We start from the raw sequence: 19,057 nt of genomic DNA, 5'->3' as shown, positions 1-19,057 counted from the left end.
AGTACTGGGGGCGCGCGGAGGCCCGTCGCGCTCGGCTGCGCCGCGCCGGCCCCGGAAACACGGAGGCCCCGGCCGCGTGGGAGCGGTCCGGGGCCCCGAGCGACCACCCGCGCGCCTACTGCGCGTTGGTCCGCTGCGCCTGCCCGCGCCCGGCCTCGGCGGCGACCTCCGGCGGCGTGCGGCGGAACACCACCACGCTCCGGCGGCTCTGGAACTCGTCGTCCTCGCGGGCGAACACGGTGACGACGTTGTTGCCGGGCTTGAGCGGCAGGTCGGCGCTGAAGTCCATCTTCGAGGAGGTGGCCGCGTCGGGCTGGACCTTGAAGAAGACCTTCTGGTCGTTCACGAACACGAACACGTCGCGCAGGCGGGCGGTCGGATCCGCCGAGGGCGGCACGCTGGCCGAGCCCTGCAGCTTGAAGGTGGTGCCGTCCACCACCGGCGCGCCCTTCAGCGGGTCGGGCGAGAGCGCGATGCGCGGCGGCTCGCGCTGCCACACCTCGGCCACGGTGCCGCTCCGCCCGGCCGCCTTCACCGGCTTCACCTCGCCCTCGGCGGCGAACGCGTAGCGGCCCTTCTGCCACTCGACCCGGTAGAACTCGCCGAAGCGGGCGTCCACCGGCAGCACCGCGCCCTTGCGCGCGGCCGCGATGACCGGGGCCGTGGCGCTCGCGCCGGTGCGGAGCTGGGCGTCCGCGACCTCGACGCGCACCGCGCCGTGCGCGGCGGTGCGGGCCGGCTCGTCCGTCGCCACCGGCAGGTCGAGCTTCTCGGAGACGTACTCGTCCATCTTCTCGTCCACGATGGTGACGCGGACCGGCGAGGTGTCGCTCTTCGAGCCGCGGCGGAGCTCGACCTCCATGGTGGCGGTCTTCACCTCGCCCGGCCTGAGCGCGCCGATCACCTCGCGCCCCTTCTTGATGAAGAGCTTCTCGTCGCCGAGGTTCTTCAGCAGCACGTAGGTCTTGTCGCCGGAGACGCCCGGGCCGGCGTTGCGCACGTCCACCCGCAGGTTGAACGTCTCGCCGCGCTGCGGGAGCCCGTCGCCGTTGCCGCCCTTCGCGTCGTCCACCTGGGCGCTGAACGCGAACACCGGCTTCTGCACCTCGGTGACCGCCACCGCGGTGGTGACGTCCGGCGGCGCCTTGCCGCCCTCGTCCTCGAAGTGGAGCGTCACCTCGTCGCGGCGGGTGTCCATGCCCTTCGGCAGCTTCACCGGCGCCGTCCAGGTGCGCTTCTCGCCCGGGCGCACCGCGCCGAACACGAACTCGCGGCGGTCGAGCAGCCCGTTCTTCTCCGCGGTGGTCCAGGCGCGGAGGCGCCGGAACGGCGCGTCGCCGCGGTTCTCGACCGTGACCGTCCACGGCATCGTCTCGCCGGCGCGCAGCTCCTTGCCCGGCGGCGGCGACACGGTCACCACCGCGCGCGGGTGGCCGCGGCCGCCGGCCTGGCCGTCGGCCCAGTCCACGCCCAGCTCGGCGAGGCGCTTCTGCAGGCGCGCCTCCTCCTGCTGGTGCCGCTCGGACACGAGCGCCTTGGCGGCCTCGAGCTGGCGCGCGCGATCCGGGTAGGGCGCGCGGCGCAGCAGGTCCTTCGCGAAGCGGATCTGGTAGTCCTCGACGAAGCGATCCGGATCGGCGTCGGCGTCCTCGTCCTCCTGCTGCTCCGGCGTCAGCTCGGTCACGTCGCCGTGCGGGGAGGCCTCGGCCGCCGCGTCCTTCTTGAGCTGCTTCGCGACCAGGTCCTCCTTCTCGTCGAGCAGGTAGCGCAGCTCGAGCGGCGGCTTGTCCTGGCGCTTCTTGCGCGCCTCGGCGCGGGCCGCCTCGGGGACGGTGCGGTCGGCCGGGTTGGTGAGGTGGCGGTCGAGGTCGGCCTCGCCCATCGAGCGCGGCGGGGCGAAGTAGTTGACCTGCTCCTTCAGCGCGCGGCCCGGCAGCAGCAGCACGTCCGGCGTGATGCCCACCTCCTGGATGGAGACGTCACCCGGGGTGAGGTACTGCGCGATGGTGAGCTTGAGCGCGGCCTCGTCGGCGGGGCGGCTCGGGTCGCTGAAGTCGTAGAGCACCTGCACCGAGCCCTTGCCGAAGCTCTGGCGGCCGATCACCAGCGCGCGCCCGTTGTTCTTGAGCGCGCCGGCGACGATCTCGCTGGCGGAGGCGGTGCTGTTGTTGACGATGACGACGATGGGCAGGCCGGTGAGGTCGGACGGCTCGGCGCTCGCCTCCTTCACCTCGTGGATCTGCTGCTTGTCGCCCTCGCCCACGGTCTTCACGATGACGCCGTCGGAGAGGAACAGGTCGGACACCGAGATGGCCTGGTCGAGCAGGCCGCCGGGGTTGCCGCGCAGGTCGAGCACGAGGCCCTGCAGCTTGCCGCCGGCCTGGGCGCGCTGCTGCTGGAGCGCCTGCACCAGGTCGCGGGTGCTGTTGGTGGAGAACTGGGTGAGCTTGATGTAGCCCACGTTGCCGTCGAGGAGCTGCGCCTGCGGCACCGTCTCGATGCTGATCACCTCGCGGGTGAGCACCAGGCGCCGCGGCTCCTGGTTCGGCCGCTGGAGCGTGATCGCCACCTTGCTCTGCGGCCGGCCGCGCAGGCGGTCCACCGCGTCCTGCAGGTCCATGTTGACGGTGGACTGCTCCTCGATGCGCGCGATGACGTCCTTCGGCTTCACCCCGGCGCGCTGCGCCGGCGTGTTGCGGAGCACCCGGACCACGGTCAGGTTGCTGTCGCGCATCGCCACCACGAAGCCGAGCCCGCCGAACTCGCCGCGGGTCTGGAGCTTCATCTCCTTGAACGACTTCGGGTCGAACAGGACGGTGTGCGGGTCGAGCGTCTGGAGCAGGCCGTTCACCGCGGCGTACTCGATCTCGCGCAGGTCCTTGTGGGCGACGAGGTGCTGCTGGATGAAGCCCATCGCCTCGCCGAGGACGGTGCGGATCTCCCAGATGCTCTTCACGCCGGAGATGTCGAGCTCGCGGGAGGCGCTGCCCACCGTGAGCGTCAGCTTCGGCGACTTCTCGTCGCCCTGCACCATCACCTCGGCGACGGTCTTCTCGACCGCCTCGAGCGCCGCGACCACCATGCCCTTCGGATCCACGCGGCCCGGATCGACGTAGTTGTCCTTCACCTGGAGGATCACCCTCGACAGGATGGGCAGCCGCTCGAGCTGGTAGTCGCCGTTGCCGCCGGCGCGCGCCGGCACCGGCGCGGCGCCCTTGAACGCGACCGCCGGCGGAGGCGCCTCGGGCTCGGCGCGGACGAAGCGGGCCGTGACGCCGAGCGCGAGCGCGAGCGAGGCCGCCAGGGTGGCGAACAGCCGGAAGGGGCGGATCATGGGGCGCCTGGGCAGGGAGGGTAGGGCAGGCAAGCGGGAAAACCTACGTATCGTGGGAGGATAGGTTGCAGCAGGATCCCGCGCAAGCAGATCGGGCCGGCCCGGGTCCCACCGGGATCCAACCGGCGGGGCCCGGAATCATGCCCGGGGCGCCCCTCGCGGTCTCGTCAGCGGTCCTCGTCCTCGTGTGCGGCCTCACGGTGAACGCGCGCGGCGTCCACGGCGGGGATCGCCTCCGCGGGTGCGCCGCGAGGGAGGTAGGCGCTCGCCGCCCCGTGGCGGTACACGAGCTCACCCCCCGCCTGCCCGGCCGACACCGCCAGCGCGGCCACGGCGAGCGTCCCCGCCACCGTCAGCGCGGCCACCGCGGTCGCGGCGGCGGCCGGCACCGCCAGCACCGCGGCGCTCACGGCGAGCACCGCGCCGGCCGTCCACACGAACGCCTCCGCGCGCTCCTCGTGCGCCTCGATGAGCTTCTCCGAGACGACCGTCTCGGCCTGCTTCTCGTCGCGCTCGCCGAGCTGCATCGCCACCGCGCCACCCCCGACCAGGATCGCCTGGAGCGCCACCACCACCGCGAAGGCGCGCCGGGGGAGGGCGCCGCGCCAGAGCGCGAGCGCGAGCCCGGCGGCGACGAGCGGCACCACCATGGCGAGACCGAGGGGGACGTGGACGATGGCGGGGTGCAGGGGTAGGGTCGGCATGGCGTGCGGGCTCCTCGGGTCGGCGGGTTCGGGCCGAAGCGCCCAACCTGTCCGGCCCCCCGGCCGGCCGCCATCCGACGGATGACACACGTGCAAAACCACAGCGCATCCGCGGGGCTGCGCGGCGCACATGCGGCGGACGCCGACGCGCCCAGGCCGTGGGTGCTGGCCGTGCCCTCGGCCATCCTGGGCCTCGTGACCGTGCTGGTGGGGCTCGACGTCGCCTCCGACGCACGGGCGGGCGGCTCCCCCGGGCACATCGCGCTCGAGGTCGCGATCATGGCGGTGGCGCTCGCCGGGGCGGTGTCGCTGTGGGCGCAGCTCGCCCTGGCCCGGCGCCGCACCCGGGCGCTGCAGCGCGACCTGGTGCGCGCCGAGGCCGACCTGGCGCGCTTCCGCGCCGAGTCGCAGGAGCACCTGCGCGGCCTGGCCGCCGCCATCGACCACCAGTTCGATCGCTGGGGCCTCTCGTCGGCGGAGCGCGAGGTGGCGCTGCTCCTGCTGAAGGGGCTCGCGCACAAGGACGTCGCCGAGCTGCGGCGGACGAGCGAGCGCACCGTGCGCCAGCAGGCGCTCGCCGTCTACCGCAAGGCGGGCCTCGCCGGGCGGGCGGAGCTCTCCGCGTTCTTCCTCGAGGACCTGCTCCAGCCGGCCGCGCCCGCGCGCGCGAACGCACGCCCCGTCAGCGGCGAGACGAGGTAGCGCCACCGGCGGGGCGCGGGTACATTCCGCCCGCATGTCGCTCGACGCTCGTGTGCAGGACAGCCCGCCGGTGCGCGGGATCGACGATCTCGCCGGCTGGTTCGCGGCGCGCGAGCGGCCGCGCGCGGACTGGAAGGTCGGCCTCGAGCACGAGAAGTTCGCCCTCGTCGCGGGCACGCTCGAGCCCATCCCGTACGACGGGCCGCGCGGCGTGGCGGCGGTGCTGCGCGCCTTCTCGCGCTACGGCTACGAGCCGTTCGAGGAGGACGGGCGGATCATCGCCTCGCAGTGCCAGGGGCTCACCGTCTCCATCGAGCCGGGCGGCCAGATCGAGCTGTCCGGCCGGCCGTTCGCCGACGTGCACGTGGTCGCGGCCGAGCTGGACCGCCACCTCCAGAAGTGCCGCGAGATCTCGGCCGACCTCGGGCTCGAGTTCCTCGCGGCCGGCTACCGGCCCTGGGGCACGCCCGCGACGTCGCCCTGGATGCCGAAGAACCGCTACGCGGTGATGCGCCCGTACCTCGCCGCCCGCGGCCGCCTCGGGCCGGACATGATGTCCATGACCGCCTCGGCCCAGGCCTCGTTCGACTTCTCCGGGCCGCGCGACATGGCCGAGAAGCTCCGCGTCGCGCTCGCGGTGCAGCCGGCGGTGGCGGCGCTGTTCGCGAACTCACCCATCGTGAACGGCCGGCCCGCCGGCTGGAAGTCCTACCGCGTGGCGGTGTGGGAGGAGACCGAGCCCGCCCGCGCCGGCCTGCTCGGCTTCGCGTTCGAGCCCGGGTTCGACGACGACCCCTACCGCCGCTACGCGGAGTGGGCGCTCGACGTGCCCATGATCTTCTTCCGCCGGAGCGGCGGCTACGTGGATCCCGGCGGGCGGACGTTCCGGCAGTTCCTCTCGGACGGCATCCGCGGCGAGCGCCCCACGCTCATGGACTGGGAGGACCACCTCACCACGCTGTTCCCCGAGGTCCGGGTGAAGGGCGTGGTGGAGGTGCGCGCCGCCGACGCGTGCGACGCCGCCATGACGAAGGCGCTGGTCGCGTTCTGGAAGGGGCTGCTCTACGACCGCGAGGCGCGGGCCTGGGCCTGGGACCAGGTGCGCGGCCTGTCGGTGGCGGAGCGGCGGGCGCTCATGATCGGCGCCGGCCGCGAGGGGCTCGAGGCGACGCTGCCCGACGGCCGCACGCTCGCGGACGTGGCCGGTACGCTGCTCGACGCGGCCGGGAACGGCCTCTGCCGCCAGCACTGCTGCGGCCAGCGCGGCGAGGACGAGCGCGTGTGGCTCGCGCCGCTCCGCGAGCGCGCCGCCTCCGGCCGCTCCCCCGCCGACGACGCGCTCGACGCGTATCGCCGCGGCGACCGCGCGCTGGCGGAGCACCTGCGGATCGCCTAGCGCCGCCGCGCGGTCAATGCGCGTGGTTCAGCGCGCGCAGGCCCCACATCACGGCGAGCCCGGCCAGCAGCGCGCCGGAGAGGACCCACTTCGAGCCGCCCCGGCGGTGCAGGTCGGGGAGGATGTCCGAGAGCGACAGGTGCAGGAAGGTGCCCGCGCTCGCGGCGAGCGCGGCGGCGGTGAACGTCTCGACCCGCACCAGCTCGCGCAGCACGAGGTAGATCCCGGCGCCCACCGGCACCATCAGCGCGAACACGGCGTTCATCGCGAGCGCCCGGCCGCGCGAGTAGCCCTCGGCGCGCAGGATGGCGGACAGGGAGAACGAGTTCGGGATCTTGTGCGCGAGGATGGCGAGGAACACGAGCAGCCCGAGCTCGGCCTGGCCGCTCGCGGCGCCGAGCGCGAACCCGTCCACCAGCGTGTGCGCGCTCATGCCCAGGAAGGCGGCGAGCCCGAGGGTGGTGTGGACGGCGCACCCGGTGCCGTCGTCCTCGAGCGCGAGCGCGCCGCCGGTCGCGACGTGCGCGTGGCCGTGGTGGTGGTGATCGTGCCCGTGCCCGGCCTCGATCCCGGCCGGAAGCGGGGCCGCCTGCGACAGCCGCGCGTTCGGCCCCGGCTCGGCGCAGACGTGCACGAGCACGAAGCGCTCGAGCAGGAACAGGAGCAGGAACCCGACCAGCACGAACGGCAGGATCCCGGCGCCGCTCTCCTCCACCGCCTCGGGCAGCATGTGGAAGAACGCGGCGCCCAGCATCACGCCGGCCGAGAAGGAGAGGCCGATGTCGGAGCGGCCGACGCGCCCGAGCAGCGGCAGCGAGCCGCCGGTGAGCGCGCCCACCAGGATGGCGACGGTGTACAGGGCGAGGGACTGCGTCTGGGTCATGGTTCGTCCAGGCCGAGCGCGCGCATGCGGCGGGCCAGCGTACCGCGGTCGATGCCGAGCGCCTCCGCGGCGGCGGAGCGCACGCCCCGGGCCCGGGCCAGCGCGCCGGAGATGAGCGGGCGCTCCACCTCGCGCATCACCGCGTCGTAGAGACCGGTCGCGGGCTGGCCGTGGAGCCGGTCGAAGAAGGCGTCCACCCGCTGGCGCAGCTCCTCGTCGAGCGCGCACGGGCGCGTGATGCGGCCGTCCACCAGCGCGAACGCCTCGCGCGCGAGCCGGGCGCGGCCGTCGGGGACCGAGCGCACCTCGACCACCTCCAGCCGCGCCGCCTCGCAGGCGCGCCGGAGCGCGTCGGGCGCGCCCTCGAGGAGCAGCGCCTTCACCGGGCCGATCCCCGCCGCCGGCCGCCGTGCGGTCGCGGCGCGCTCACTCGCCGTCCTCGTCCGAGGCGCGGTAGCCCGGGTCGAGCTCGAAGCTGGCGCCGCCCGCCGGACCCGGCGGGAAGTGGCGCTCGAGCAGCGTCGCCACGTCGGCCGCGGTCACCAGCGCGGCGGCGTCGCGGCGGAAGTGCACGCCGCCGCGCCGGCCCCGCGTGTACCAGAGCAGGTGCTTGCGCAGCTCGCGGATCGCGTGGCGCTCGGAGGCCTCGGCGGGCTCGCCCGGCGCCATGCGGGCCCGGTGCTCCACCTGCAGGCGCACGTGCTCGAGCACGGTGCCCACCCACTCGTCGCGGCCGGGCGGCGGCGGCGGCGGGCGGCCGGCCTCGATGGCCTTCAGCTCGCGGAAGATCCACGGGTTCCCGCAGGCGCCGCGCGCCACCAGCACCGCGTCGCAACCGGTCTCCTCGCGCATGCGCACCGCGTCGCCGGCGGTCCACACGTCGCCCGAGCCGAGCACCGGGATCGCCACCGCCTGCTTCACCGCGCGCACCAGCTCCCAGCGCGCCTTGCCGGAGTAGAGCTGGCTGCGGGTGCGCCCGTGCAGCGCCACCGCGGCCGCGCCGCCGGCCTCGGCCGCGCGCGCGACGTCCACGCAGTTCACCTCGCCCTCGTCCCAGCCGGCGCGGATCTTCACCGTGACCGGCACCGGGACGGCGGCGCGGATGGCGCGGACCGCCTCCTCGACCTTGCGCGGGTCGCGCCCCATGGCCGCGCCGGCGCCGCTGCCGCAGACCTTCTTCACCGGGCAGGCCATGTTGACGTCGATCATGCCGGCGCCGGCCTGGACCGCGACCACCGCGCCGCGCGCGAGGACGTCCGGCTCCGAGGCGAAGATCTGCACCGCGAACGGGTCCTCGTCCGGCTCGCGGTCGAGGTAGCTCGACGTCTGCAGCGCGCCGTGCATCAGCCCGTGCGCCGAGACCATCTCGGTGTACGCGAAGCTCGCGCCCATGCGCCGGCAGATGGCGCGGAACGGGCGATCCGACACGCCGGCCAGCGGGGCGAGGAAGTAGCGACCGGGGAACTGGTAGGGGCCGATCTGCATGGGCTGCGCGTGCGTCGAGCGGGGTGGGGGGTGTAGCACGGACCGATTTCGGTGGGGAACGCCGGAATGCCCGGGGCCGCCGCCGGTTCCAGGGGCCGTGCCGGAGCGACCGTGGCGGGGTGCTTTAGCGGCGCGGCCCGCTGCGCGCACCCGCGCGGTCGGCCGCCGAAGGGGCCTGACGCCGCCGCGAGGGCGGTGCACAGGCTTCCGGCGATCGGGGTGGTCGGGTATACGGGCGACCGGCGGCCAGGCGAGGCGGTGGTCCCCCGAAGCGTGGAGGACGGTCGGCCGCAGTGCGAGCAGGCAGCAGATCCCCCGGGCGCCCGATTTGGCGCGGCCCCGGGGCCCCGGTACGATGTGGCATCCGAACGGCCGGCCGACGGAGCGGCCCCCCGCAGCAGCAGTCGAGGAGCGATGAGGCAGATCCGCACGACCTTCCTAGCCGTTTGCGCGCTCGCCCTCCCCGGGCCGGGCCGCGCCCAGGGCCCCGTCACGCGGGCCGCCACCGTCGAGGCCGCCGCCCAGGCCCTGCCCGCCGCCGACGTCCCGGAGGCGCAGATCGTCGCGCCGCCGAAGCCGGCGCAGCGTCGCCAGGAGCCGTCGGTGGACGACGTGATCGCGAACGCGGACGCGCCCGACGAGCCGGCCATCGCGGAGGAGATCGAGCAGGAGTCCGCCGAGCTCGAGGACCTGCGCCAGGCCGAGGAGGCGTCGCGGGTGCAGGATCGCGGCGACGGCCGCCGCGCGGTCGGCGCCGACGGGCTCGGGCTCGAGTCCCCCATCCGCGACCGGGTGGAGGGCGCGCTGGGCCGCGACGCCACGCCGCGGGGCGAGGGCGCCGGGCGGATCCCGCTGCTGCCCGAGATCGACCACGACCTCGCCACGCTCCAGGCCGAGTACGACATCCCCATCGACGTGAACGAGGCGGTGGTCGCGTACGTCCGCTTCTTCCAGTCGCCCAGCGTCCGCGCCCACTTCGTGAAGTGGCTCGGGCGCTCGCACCGCTACATGGAGCGGTACCGGCAGATCCTGAAGGAGGAGGGGCTGCCGCAGGACACGGTCTTCCTCGCGATGATCGAGAGCGGCTTCGGCAACTTCGCCTACAGCCGCGCGAAGGCGTCGGGCCCCTGGCAGTTCATCGCCGCGACCGGCAAGAGCTACGGCCTGAAGCAGGACTTCTGGGTGGACGAGCGGCGCGATCCGGAGCGCTCCGCGCGCGCCGCCGCCCGGTTCCTGAAGCGGCTGCGCGAGCAGACCGGCGACTGGCGGCTGGCGTGGGCCGGCTACAACGCCGGCGCCGGCCGCGTGCTGGCCGCGCAGCGGATGGGCTACGACGACTTCTGGGAGATGGCGGACGTCCCCGGCAAGAAGGTGCTCCGGGCCGAGACCAAGGGCTACGTGCCGAAGCTGATGGCCGCCGCCATCATCACCAAGCACCACGAGGCGTTCGGGTTCCGGCAGGACGAGATCGATCGGCAGGCGTGGACGGAGTACGAGGAGGTGGACGTCCCCGACGCCACGCTGCTCACCGTCATCGCGCGCGCGGCCGGCGTCTCCGAGAAGGACATCATCGACCTCAACCCCGAGCTGCGCCGCGCCTGCACGCCGCCCCGCCCGTACAAGATCAAGATCCCGGCCGAGCGCGCCCAGGCGTTCGCCGAGGCCTGGCCGGCGCTCCGCGCCAGGACCCGCCTCACCTTCGCCGGGCACGTGGTCCGCCGCGGCGACAGCATCGGCCGCATCGCGCAGCGCTACGGCGTGCCGGCCCAGGGCATCCTGGAGATGAACGGGCTGAAGAACGCGCGGAAGCTGCGCGTCGGCACGGAGCTGATCATCCCGCGGCCGGCCGCCGGGGTGGCCGTGGCCGCGCGCGCGCCGGAGCCCGAGTCGCGCCGCACGGCCGCCGCCGAGCGCGCCGCGCCCGCCCCGGTGCGGACCGCCTCCGCGGCCGCGCCGGCCGCGAGGCCCGCGCACCAGACGCTCCGCGTCCGCGCCGGCGACACGCTCTGGTCAATCGCGCAGCGGTTCGGCGTCGAGCTCCAGGACCTGTGCCGCTGGAACGGGATCAAGAACCCGCGCAGCCACAAGCTGATGGTGGGCGCGATGATCGTGGTGCGGCCCGGGCGCGGGTAGGGCGGCGCCACCGCTGCTCGTGGTTCGTCCCTCGACTCCGCGCGGCCCGAAGCCGCGCTACGCTCGGGATGAGCGATCGAGCCGGAGGCTCGCCGGAGTCGAAGGGTCACGACAACGTCCGGGCGGGGTCGATCCGCGCCGCGAACGCCGCCGGCGCGAGCGCGCCGACGACGGCCGCCGCGGCCGGCACCGCCACGCCGAGGACCACCAGCCAGGGCGGCAGCGCGAAGAACGTGTCCGGGCGGAACGGGAAGTCCGGGAGCGCGCGCGCCGCGGCCGCGTCGGCGATCCGTGCCGCGACCACCGCGAGCGCGGTGCCGACCGCGCCGCCCACCAGCCCCACCAGCGCCGCCTCCGCGAGCACCACGGCCCGCACGTCGGCGGGCGCCGCGCCGACCGCCTCCAGCACCGCGATCTCCCGGGTGCGGCCGCGCACGCTCGCCGAGAGCGACTGCGCGATGGCGAGCGCCGCGAGCGCGCACATGACGCCGGCGAGCAGCGCCAGCGCCCCGGTGGTCACCGCCACCACCGTGCCGACGCGCTCCGCCGCCGAGCGCTCGCCCTCGTCCACCGAGAAGCCCATGCGCCGCACCGCCGCCATGATCGACGGCACGTCGTCGGGGCGCCGCGCGAGCAGCGTCACCTGCGTGTAGCCCGCGTCCGGCTTGCCGTACTCCCGGTGCAGCCGCCGGACCGTGTCGAGCGGCATCGCCAGCATGTAGAGCGGCACGCGGTCGGAGAGCCCGGCCAGCTCCAGGCGCGCCTCGTACACGCGGTCCTCGGTCTTCTGCGGCACGATCGAGAAGCCCACCCGCACCGGGAGCTGCAGGCCCACGATGGACAGGCCCGGCGGCAGCCTCCGCACGTTCCAGGCCGGCGCGATGGTCTTGTCGTAGACCTCGAGCAGCCGCCGCGAGAGCAGCACCGGGATCGGGCCGCCCCCCGGGCCGGGGTCCGCGAACGCCCGCCCCGCCCGCACGTCGCCCTGCACCAGCCCGGGCGCCACGCCCACCACCGGGATCTGGAGCGTCATCCCGGGCGGCCAGTTGTAGTCGAGCCCGGTGGGCGCGCGCGACGCGGCCACCGGCACGCGCAGCGAGAGGCGCGGCCAGGCCTGCTCGACGCCGGGGAGCCGGCCGAGCCGCGCCACCGCCGCGTCGTCGAGCCGGCCGCCGCCCAGGACCCCGCCCAGCGCCACGCCGGCGGGGATCACCTCCACCAGCCGCGCGTCCGCCGGGAACATGCGCCGGGCCGCCTGCGAGACGCCCATGCCGAGCGCCAGGATGAACACCAGCGCCGCCGCGCCCACGCAGGCGGCGGTCGCGTTCAGCAGCGCGCCCCTGCGGTCGGCGCGCAGGTTCGCCCGGGCGATCCAGAGGACGCCGCGCGCGCTCACCGGAGCCTCCCGTCCTCGAGGTGGAGCACCCGCGAGGCCGCCTCGGACACGCGCTCCTCGTGCGTCACCACCAGCACGGTCATCCCGTCGGCGGCCATCCGCTGGAACAGCCGGATGATGCCGTCGCCGCTCGCCGCGTCGAGGTTGCCGGTCGGCTCGTCCGCCAGGAGCACCTGCGGCCGCGCCAGCAGGGCCCGCGCGATGGCCACCCGCTGGCGCTCGCCGCCGGAGAGGTGCGCCGGCGTGGCCCGCGCCTTCTCGGCGAGCCCCACCGCCGCGAGCGCCTCGGCGGCCCGGGCGCGCACCGCGGCCGTGCCCTCCGCGCCGTCGCGGCGGAGCATGCCCGGCAGCATCACGTTCTCGAGCGCCGACATCCCCGCGAGCAGGTTGAAGGACTGGAACACGAAGCCCACGGCGCGGTTGCGCAGCTCGGCCCGGGCGCGCGGCGAGAGCCCGGCGAGGCGCGTGCCGGCCACCTCCACCTCGCCCGCGAAGTCGCGGTCGAGCGCGCCGGCGACGTACAGGAGCGTGGACTTGCCCGAGCCCGACGGCCCGACGATCGCGACCAGCTCGCCCGGCCGCACCTCGAGGTCGATGCCGCGCAGCACCGGCATCGGCCGGTCGCCGTCGCGGAACGCCTTGGTGACGCCGGCGAGCCGGATCATGGGCGGACCTCGGGCGCGGACGGGAGCACCTCCACCTCCGCGACGAGGACCAGCGCCCCCTCCGCGAGCTGCGCGCGGAGCGACACCGCCGAGAGGCGCGCGGCCGGCTCCAGGAACCGGTCCACCACCGACCGGACCACGAACCCGGACGGCCCGGTGCCGAAGGCGTCCTCCGGCAGCGCGCGCACGCCGGCCACCAGCCGCTGCGCGTCGAGCACCGCGCCGCCCAGGCCGCCCTTCAACGCCGCCTCGGCCGCCGGCGTGGGCGCGCGGAACCCGGCGCCGTCGCCGTCGAGCCGCGCCGCGAGCGCGTCGAGCGCGCCGGGCGCGCCGCCGGCGACGGCCAGCCGATCGCCGTCGAGCCGCCAGGCCAGCTCGCCGCTGGGCGTGGCGATCCGCCAGGTGCCCGGGGCGGGCGGCGCGGCGGCGGGGCGGGCGGCGCGCGGCCGCCGCGGGGGAGGGGCGAGCCGGTCGAACGCGGCCCGGGCGCGATCGGGGTCCTTCACCCGCGCCACCGCCTCGAGGCGCACGAGCCGCAGCGGGTCGGCGCGGAGCGTCGCCTCGGTGAGCCCGGCCAGCTCCAGGCCGGGCGAGAGCGAGAGCGCCACCGCCGCGCCCGGCGCGAGCAGGTCGAACAGGTCGCGCTGCGGGTCCAGGCCGCGCGCGGCGAGGCGCGCGCGATCGGCGCGCGAGAGCATGGGCACGAGCTTGCCGCCGAGCGGCCCGGGCTCGCCGTCCCAGCGCGCCGCGAGCTGCGCCTCCGGGTGGAGGTGCGCGAGCAGCGCCGCGGCCGCGCCCCCGCCGGCGAGCGCGCGGAAGGACGGCTCGCGCGCGCCGAGCAGCACGGCGGCGCTGGCGTGGAGGCCGCCCGGCCCGGCCGCGAGGCCCAGGGCGAGGCCGTCGCGCACCGGCCAGGCGCGCGCGACCAGCGGCGAGCCCGGCGGCGCGAAGGCGAGCGCGGCCGGCGCGTCGCCCAGCGCGCGCCGCGCGGCGGCGAACGCGGCGCTCCCCGCCAGCGCCCGCTCCGGCGCGAGCCCGGCCGCCTCGGCCACGAGGTCGGCCGCGCCCGGCCCCTGCGACACGAGCGCGGTGCGCTGGGTGACGAGGTACGCGAGCGCGATGGGCTCGCCGGCGGCGCGCCGGAACGCGACCGTCGAGAACGTCCCGCGCGGCTCGGCGGTGCGGAGCTCCGCGCCCAGCCGCTCGCGGGCGAGGCGCGCGAGCAGCGTCTCGAGCCTCGCGGCGTCGCCGACCGGGAGCACCAGCAGCGCCCGCGACGGCTCGCCGTCCGCGCCGAGCAGGGCCAGCGCCGCCCCGCGGCGCGCGTCCACGCCGGCCTCGGCGAGGCCCTTCCGGTCGAGCGGGTCGAAGCCGAGCTGGGCCGCGATCGCCCCGCGCGCCTCGGCGACGGCGGCCGCGCCCGGGAACGCCGAGACGGTGGCGTGCAGGGCCGCCAGCTCCCGGCTGGCCCGCCCGGTCTCAGGGACGACCACCACCGCCCGCGCGGCGGCGGGCACGAAGCGCTCGGGGGGCGGTCCGGGGCTGCGTCCGCGGCAGCCGCCGGCGCCGAGCGCCACGGCCAGGAGAGCCGGCAGGAGGAGGCGCCGGAGCACGGACGTTTCTTACCATGCTAAGAGAGGCGCGCTCATGATCTTCTCCATCGAAGACGACGCACCCATCGTGCGCGACCTCCTGCCCGACTGGCGTGCCCGCTTCGGCGAAGCCGGCGGCCGGCTCGAGCTGGAGATCGGCTGCGGCCACGGCGGCTTCGCGCTCGGGTTCGCGCGCGCGTTCCCGGAGCGAGCGCTGGTGGGCATCGAGCAGCGGCGGAAGTTCGCCGCGGAGCTGGCGGCCAAGGGCGCGCGGCACGGCCTCTCCAACCTGCTGGTGCTGAACGGCGACGCGCGGCTCCTCGCCCCGCGGCTGTTCGCCGCGGGCTCGCTCGCGGCGATCCACGTGCACTTCCCCGACCCGTGGTGGAAGCGCCGCCACCACCGCCGCCGCCTGGTGGACGACCGGATGTCGGCGCTGCTCCTCGGCCTGCTCGCGCCCGGCGGCGTGCTCGACTTCCGCACCGACGTGGAGCGCTACGCGCGCGAGGCGGTGGTCCGCCTCGAGGAGGTCGGCTTCCGCAACGCCGCCGGCCCGGGCCGCTTCGCGGAGGCCGCGCCGGACGAGATCCCGTCCACGCGCGAGCGCCGCTACCTCGCGAGCGGCGAGCCGGTGTGGCGCCTGCGCCTCGTGAAGGCGTGATCGCGAGGGCCCCCGGGCCGATGCGCCCGGAGGCCCCCACGCCCCCTCCTGCGTGCGACTTCCGGAGCTAGTACCGGGTGCCGCCGGGGCTCGAGCCCTGCGGCGTGGTGCTCTCCGGCGCGCCGGTGGTGCCGCCGCGGCCGGCGTCGTTGCGCGAGCCGTCCGGCGGGTGCGCGCCCGGGGGCGTGCCCGGCGTGTAGCCGCTGCTGCCGGTGCCGGTCGCGCCCATGGCCTCGACCTTCACCGCGATCTCGCGCCCGTCCACCTCGTTGTAGCTGGCGCGCACGTCCTGCCCGGGCGCCAGGTCGGAGATCCGGCCGTCGTGCCCGTCCACGGTGACGACCGTCTGGGGCGCCACGTGCAGCGAGCGCTGCGTCCCGTCCGCCGCCTGGATGGTCAGCGTGCTGCTGTCGGCCTGCGCCACCCGGCCGGTGATCACCTGGTCGCTGGCGTGGCCCTTCACGTCCGAGGCGGCGCCGGCCTGCGCGCCCTCCTCGGCCCGCACGGCGGGGTTCGTCGCCGCCGGCGCGCTGGCCGCGGCGTCGGTGCTGGCCCGGCTCGTGCGCGCGCTCGACGCGCGCGCGTGAGAGCCGGAGCTCGGGGTGCTGCAGGCGAGCCCGATCGCGGCCGGGACGCCCAGAAGCAAGGCATGGATCCTCATCGCGGTTCCTCCCGGACGAAAAGCTGGGCGCCCGGCGCGTGGTGGGCCAGCCCCGGGGCAGCACGCCGGCGGGCGGGCCGGGCCCCGCAGGGCCGGCGCCTGCCAGGGAGGCGGGAGGGCGGCCGCGAGGCTACACTCGCGCCATGCGACGCCTCCGCTCCCCCGCGCTCCTCACCGCCCTCGTCACCGGCGCCCTCGCCCTCGCCGCCTGCCGCGCCCCGGCCGGCCCCGCCGACCAGTACCGCCGCTTCGCCTCCGCCGCCCGCGCCGGGGACGCCGGCGCCGTCTGGTCGATGCTCTCGGCGCGCTCGCGCGAGGCGCTCGACGCCCGGGCGAAGGCGCTGGCGGCGCGGGCGCCCGGGGTGGTGCCGGCGAGCGGGCGCGAGCTGGTGCTGGGCGACTTCGCGGCGCGGGCGGCGCGGATCCGCTCCGCCGTCGTGGTGCGCGAGTCGGCCGGGACCGCGATCGTGGCGGTGGAGGACGAGGCCGGCGAGAAGGGCGAGGTGACGCTGGTGCGCGAGGACGGCGCCTGGCGGGTGGTGCTGCCGGGCCTGGACGGCGGCGAAGGTCGCTGAGCCCTGGGACGGCGGCCGGGCCGCGCGGCGGTGGCTCCCGGCGCAAACCTCTGTTATTGATGCCGATCCCACCTATGAAGACCCCGACCGCCGCCGAGATCCGCGAGCTGTTCCAGCGCTACTTCGAGGAGCACGGCCACCGCCGCGTGGCGAGCTCCTCGCTCGTCCCGCAGAACGACCCGACGCTGCTCTTCACCAACGCCGGGATGGTCCAGTTCAAGGACGTGTTCACCGGCCGCGAGCGCCGCGACTACTCGCGCGCCACCACCGCGCAGAAGTGCGTGCGCGCCGGCGGCAAGCACAACGACCTCGAGAACGTCGGGTTCACGGCCCGTCACCACACGTTCTTCGAGATGATGGGGAACTTCTCCTTCGGCGACTACTTCAAGGCCGACGCCATCGCCTGGGCCTGGGAGCTCGTCACCAGCCCCGCCTGGCTCGGCATCGCGAAGGACCGGCTCGCGGCCACGGTGTTCGCCGGCGAGGGGACGCTGCCCTGGGACGAGGAGGCGTTCGAGCTGTGGAAGGCGCAGGGCGTGCCGGTCGAGCGCATCCACAAGCTGGGCGCCAAGGACAACTTCTGGGCCATGGGCGACACCGGCCCGTGCGGCCCGTGCTCCGAGCTGCACTACTTCCAGGGCAACGACGTCCCGTGCGCCGAGGAGCAGGCCGGGCGCAAGTGCCAGGGCGTGGCCTGCGACTGCGACCGCTGGCTGGAGATCTGGAACCTCGTGTTCATGCAGTTCGAGCGCGGCCAGGACGGCGGGCTCACCCCGCTGCCCAAGCCCTCCATCGACACCGGCGCCGGCCTGGAGCGCCTCGCCGCGGTCGCGCAGGGCAAGCGCTCGAACTACGACACCGACCTGTTCCGCAGCATCATCCACGCGGTCGAGGGGCTCTCCGACAAGCGCTACGACGCCGCCTCGGACGACGGCGTCTCGATGCGCGTCATCGCCGACCACGCCCGCGCCACCACGTTCCTGGTGGGCGACGGCGTGCTCCCGTCCAACGAGGGGCGCGGCTACGTGCTCCGCCGGATCATGCGGCGCGCCATCCGCCACGGGAAGCGGCTCGGGCTGGAGCGGCCGTTCCTGGCGGCGGTGTGCGGGGCCGTGATCGACGAGATGGGCGCGGCCTACCCGGAGACGCGGGAGAACCGCGCGTTCATCGAGAAGGTGGCGCAGCAGGAGGAGGAGTCCTTCCGCCGCACGCTCGACAAGGGGCTCGCCATCCTCGAGGGCGAGATGCGCAAGCTCGTCCCCGACGCGACCCACGACGGCAAGCCGGCCACCCCGGCGCCGGACCGGGCCCGGCCGATCATCGACGGCAAGGTGGCGTTCCAGCTCTACGACACGTTCGGCTTCCCGCTCGACCTGACGCGCGTCATCGCGGCGGAGCGCGGGTTCGACGTGGACGAGCAGGGCTTCGACCGGCACATGGCCGAGCAGCGCGCCCGCTCCGAGTGGAAGGGCTCGGGCGAGCAGGGCGTGGACGACCTGCACAAGCAGATCGCGGGCGAGCTCGGCGAGGTGAAGTTCCTCGGCTACGAGCTGCCGGCGGCCCGCGCGCAGGTGAAGGCCATCCTCGCGAACGGCGCCCGCGTGGCGCGCGCCGGCAAGGGCGACAAGGTCGAGATCGTCACCGACGCGACCCCGTTCTACGGCGAGTCCGGCGGCCAGGTGGGCGACGTCGGCCACATCACCGGCGCGGGGCTGGAGATCCGGGTGGACGACGCGCAGCGCCCGGTGCCGGGGCTGGTCACGCACGTCGGCGAGGTGCTGCGCGGCGAGGTGGCGGTGGGCGACGCGGTGGAGCTGTCGGTGGACGACCGCCGGCGCGACCTCGTCCGCGCGAACCACTCCGCCACGCACCTGCTGCAGCTCGCGCTGCGCGAGGTGCTGGGCGAGCACGTGAAGCAGGCCGGCTCGGTGGTGGCGCCGGACTACCTGCGCTTCGACTTCTCGCACTTCCAGCCGGTCACCGAGGAGGAGCTGGCCGCGGTGGAGCGGCGGGTGAACGAGCTCGTCCGCGAGAACGCCGAGACCGAGACCGCGGTGCTGAAGCTGGAGGAGGCGCGCCACGCCGGGGCCATGATGATCTTCGGCGAGAAGTACGGGGACGTGGTGCGCGTGGTCCGCATCGGCCCGTCCAAGGAGCTGTGCGGCGGCACGCACGTGCGCCGGTCGGGCGACATCGCGTTCTTCAAGATCGGCTCGGAGGAGTCGATCGCCTCGGGCGTGCGGCGCCTGGTGGCGTACACCGGCGCGCGCGCGGTCGAGGTCCAGCAGCGCGAGGCGGAGGAGCTGCGGCGCGCGGCGGCGCTGCTCAAGGCGGGCGCGCTCGAGGTCTCGCAGAAGATCGAGCAGACGCAGCGGCGCGTGAAGGACCTGGAGCGCGCGCTGGAGGAGGCGCGCTCGAAGGCGGCCGCGGCGCAGTCCGGCGACCTCGCCGCGCTGGCGAAGGACGTGGGCGGCGCGAAGGTGCTGGCCGCGCGCGTGGAGGGCGACGGCAAGGCGCTCCGCGAGCTCGCCGACAAGCTGCGCGACCGGCTGGGCAAGGGCGTGGTGGCGCTCGGCGCCGAGCAGGACGGCAAGGCCATCCTGCTGGTGGCCGTGACCCGCGATCTCACCGCGCGCCTGAAGGCCGGCGACCTCGTGAAGGAGGCCGCGAAGCTGGTGGGCGGCTCGGGCGGCGGCAAGCCGGACATGGCGCAGGCGGGCGGCTCCGATCCGGCCGGCCTGGAGAAGGCGCTCGAGAAGGTGGCGGAGCTGGCGGCGCGCGCGCTCGCGTGATCCGCCGCGCGCGCCCCCGCGGGAGCGCGCGCGGCCCGCACCTCCGGCGTGAACTGTCAAGCGCCGGCGGCCGTTGAC

At 75.8% G+C, this 19,057-nt stretch carries 15 protein-coding genes; 6 read left to right on the top strand and 9 right to left on the bottom strand.

Going from position 1 to position 19,057, the window contains the following annotated elements:
• Positions 1-115: 115 nt before the first annotated feature.
• Both ADEH_RS19610 and ADEH_RS19605 read right to left on the bottom strand, forming a co-directional pair.
• Entirely contained in the window at positions 116-3,334 is a 3,219-nt protein-coding gene (locus ADEH_RS19610) for an MXAN_5808 family serine peptidase (protein WP_011422844.1), read from the bottom strand.
• A 167-nt stretch (positions 3,335-3,501) separates the two neighbouring features.
• Entirely contained in the window at positions 3,502-4,038 is a 537-nt protein-coding gene (locus tag ADEH_RS19605) for a hypothetical protein (protein ID WP_011422843.1), read from the bottom strand.
• A gap of 81 nt (positions 4,039-4,119) precedes the next feature.
• Between ADEH_RS19605 and ADEH_RS19600 the strand changes: the two genes are divergently transcribed.
• Both ADEH_RS19600 and ADEH_RS19595 read left to right on the top strand, forming a co-directional pair.
• Positions 4,120-4,740 (top strand): helix-turn-helix transcriptional regulator, encoded by a 621-nt coding sequence (locus ADEH_RS19600; RefSeq protein WP_041453718.1) that lies wholly within the window; start codon positions 4,120-4,122, stop codon positions 4,738-4,740.
• Between the two features lie 34 nt (positions 4,741-4,774).
• On the top strand, positions 4,775-6,136 hold the full coding sequence (locus ADEH_RS19595; protein WP_011422841.1) for a glutamate--cysteine ligase: 1,362 nt from the start codon (positions 4,775-4,777) through the stop codon (positions 6,134-6,136).
• A gap of 13 nt (positions 6,137-6,149) precedes the next feature.
• Here ADEH_RS19595 and ADEH_RS19590 read toward each other — a convergent pair whose 3' ends face one another.
• The 3 genes from ADEH_RS19590 to dusB are packed head-to-tail and all read right to left on the bottom strand — an operon-like array spanning position 6,150 to position 8,504.
• Positions 6,150-7,019, bottom strand: coding sequence for a ZIP family metal transporter (locus ADEH_RS19590; RefSeq protein ID WP_011422840.1), 870 nt, complete (start codon positions 7,017-7,019; stop codon positions 6,150-6,152).
• A complete protein-coding gene (locus ADEH_RS19585) occupies positions 7,016-7,402 on the bottom strand; it encodes a helix-turn-helix domain-containing protein (protein WP_041453717.1) in 387 nt (128 codons plus the stop codon). The genes ADEH_RS19590 and ADEH_RS19585 overlap by 4 nt, the downstream gene beginning before the upstream one ends.
• Positions 7,403-7,445: 43 nt before the next feature.
• On the bottom strand, positions 7,446-8,504 hold the full coding sequence (dusB, locus tag ADEH_RS19580) for a tRNA dihydrouridine synthase DusB (RefSeq protein WP_011422838.1): 1,059 nt from the start codon (positions 8,502-8,504) through the stop codon (positions 7,446-7,448).
• Between the two features lie 414 nt (positions 8,505-8,918).
• Between dusB and ADEH_RS19575 the strand changes: the two genes are divergently transcribed.
• Positions 8,919-10,637: a lytic transglycosylase domain-containing protein gene (locus tag ADEH_RS19575; RefSeq protein WP_011422837.1), complete on the top strand. Its 1,719-nt coding sequence runs from the start codon at positions 8,919-8,921 to the stop codon at positions 10,635-10,637.
• A 106-nt stretch (positions 10,638-10,743) separates the two neighbouring features.
• On the opposite strand, the gene ADEH_RS19570 is transcribed toward ADEH_RS19575, so the two are convergent.
• Genes ADEH_RS19570 through ADEH_RS19560 form a run of 3 tightly spaced genes read right to left on the bottom strand, consistent with a single transcriptional unit; the run spans position 10,744 to position 14,311 of the window.
• A complete protein-coding gene (locus tag ADEH_RS19570; protein WP_011422836.1) occupies positions 10,744-12,033 on the bottom strand; it encodes an ABC transporter permease in 1,290 nt (429 codons plus the stop codon).
• The gene (locus ADEH_RS19565; RefSeq protein WP_011422835.1) at positions 12,030-12,698 is read right to left on the bottom strand and encodes an ABC transporter ATP-binding protein; all 669 of its coding nucleotides are present in this window, start codon (positions 12,696-12,698) and stop codon (positions 12,030-12,032) included. The genes ADEH_RS19570 and ADEH_RS19565 overlap by 4 nt, the downstream gene beginning before the upstream one ends.
• The gene (locus ADEH_RS19560) at positions 12,695-14,311 is read right to left on the bottom strand and encodes a hypothetical protein (protein ID WP_011422834.1); all 1,617 of its coding nucleotides are present in this window, start codon (positions 14,309-14,311) and stop codon (positions 12,695-12,697) included. Before ADEH_RS19560 ends, ADEH_RS19565 begins: the two co-directional genes overlap by 4 nt.
• A 34-nt stretch (positions 14,312-14,345) precedes the next feature.
• Here ADEH_RS19560 and trmB point away from each other — a divergent pair, with 34 nt between their 5' ends.
• A complete protein-coding gene (gene trmB, locus ADEH_RS19555; RefSeq protein WP_011422833.1) occupies positions 14,346-14,951 on the top strand; it encodes a tRNA (guanosine(46)-N7)-methyltransferase TrmB in 606 nt (201 codons plus the stop codon).
• A 67-nt stretch (positions 14,952-15,018) separates the two neighbouring features.
• Here trmB and ADEH_RS19550 read toward each other — a convergent pair whose 3' ends face one another.
• Positions 15,019-15,597, bottom strand: coding sequence for a hypothetical protein (locus tag ADEH_RS19550; RefSeq protein WP_232287344.1), 579 nt, complete (start codon positions 15,595-15,597; stop codon positions 15,019-15,021).
• Between the two features lie 158 nt (positions 15,598-15,755).
• Between ADEH_RS19550 and ADEH_RS19545 the strand changes: the two genes are divergently transcribed.
• Positions 15,756-16,187, top strand: coding sequence for a hypothetical protein (locus ADEH_RS19545; RefSeq protein WP_041453715.1), 432 nt, complete (start codon positions 15,756-15,758; stop codon positions 16,185-16,187).
• Between the two features lie 74 nt (positions 16,188-16,261).
• Complete coding sequence (alaS, locus tag ADEH_RS19540) at positions 16,262-18,979, top strand: alanine--tRNA ligase (RefSeq protein ID WP_011422832.1); 2,718 nt, start codon at positions 16,262-16,264, stop codon at positions 18,977-18,979.
• The last annotated feature ends 78 nt before the right edge of the window (positions 18,980-19,057 follow it).

This window comes from Anaeromyxobacter dehalogenans 2CP-C (assembly GCF_000013385.1).
GTDB classification, from domain to species: Bacteria; Myxococcota; Myxococcia; order Myxococcales; family Anaeromyxobacteraceae; genus Anaeromyxobacter; species Anaeromyxobacter dehalogenans_B.
Note: the sequence above shows the minus strand (reverse complement) of the source record. Positions and strands in the feature narration are given on the sequence as shown.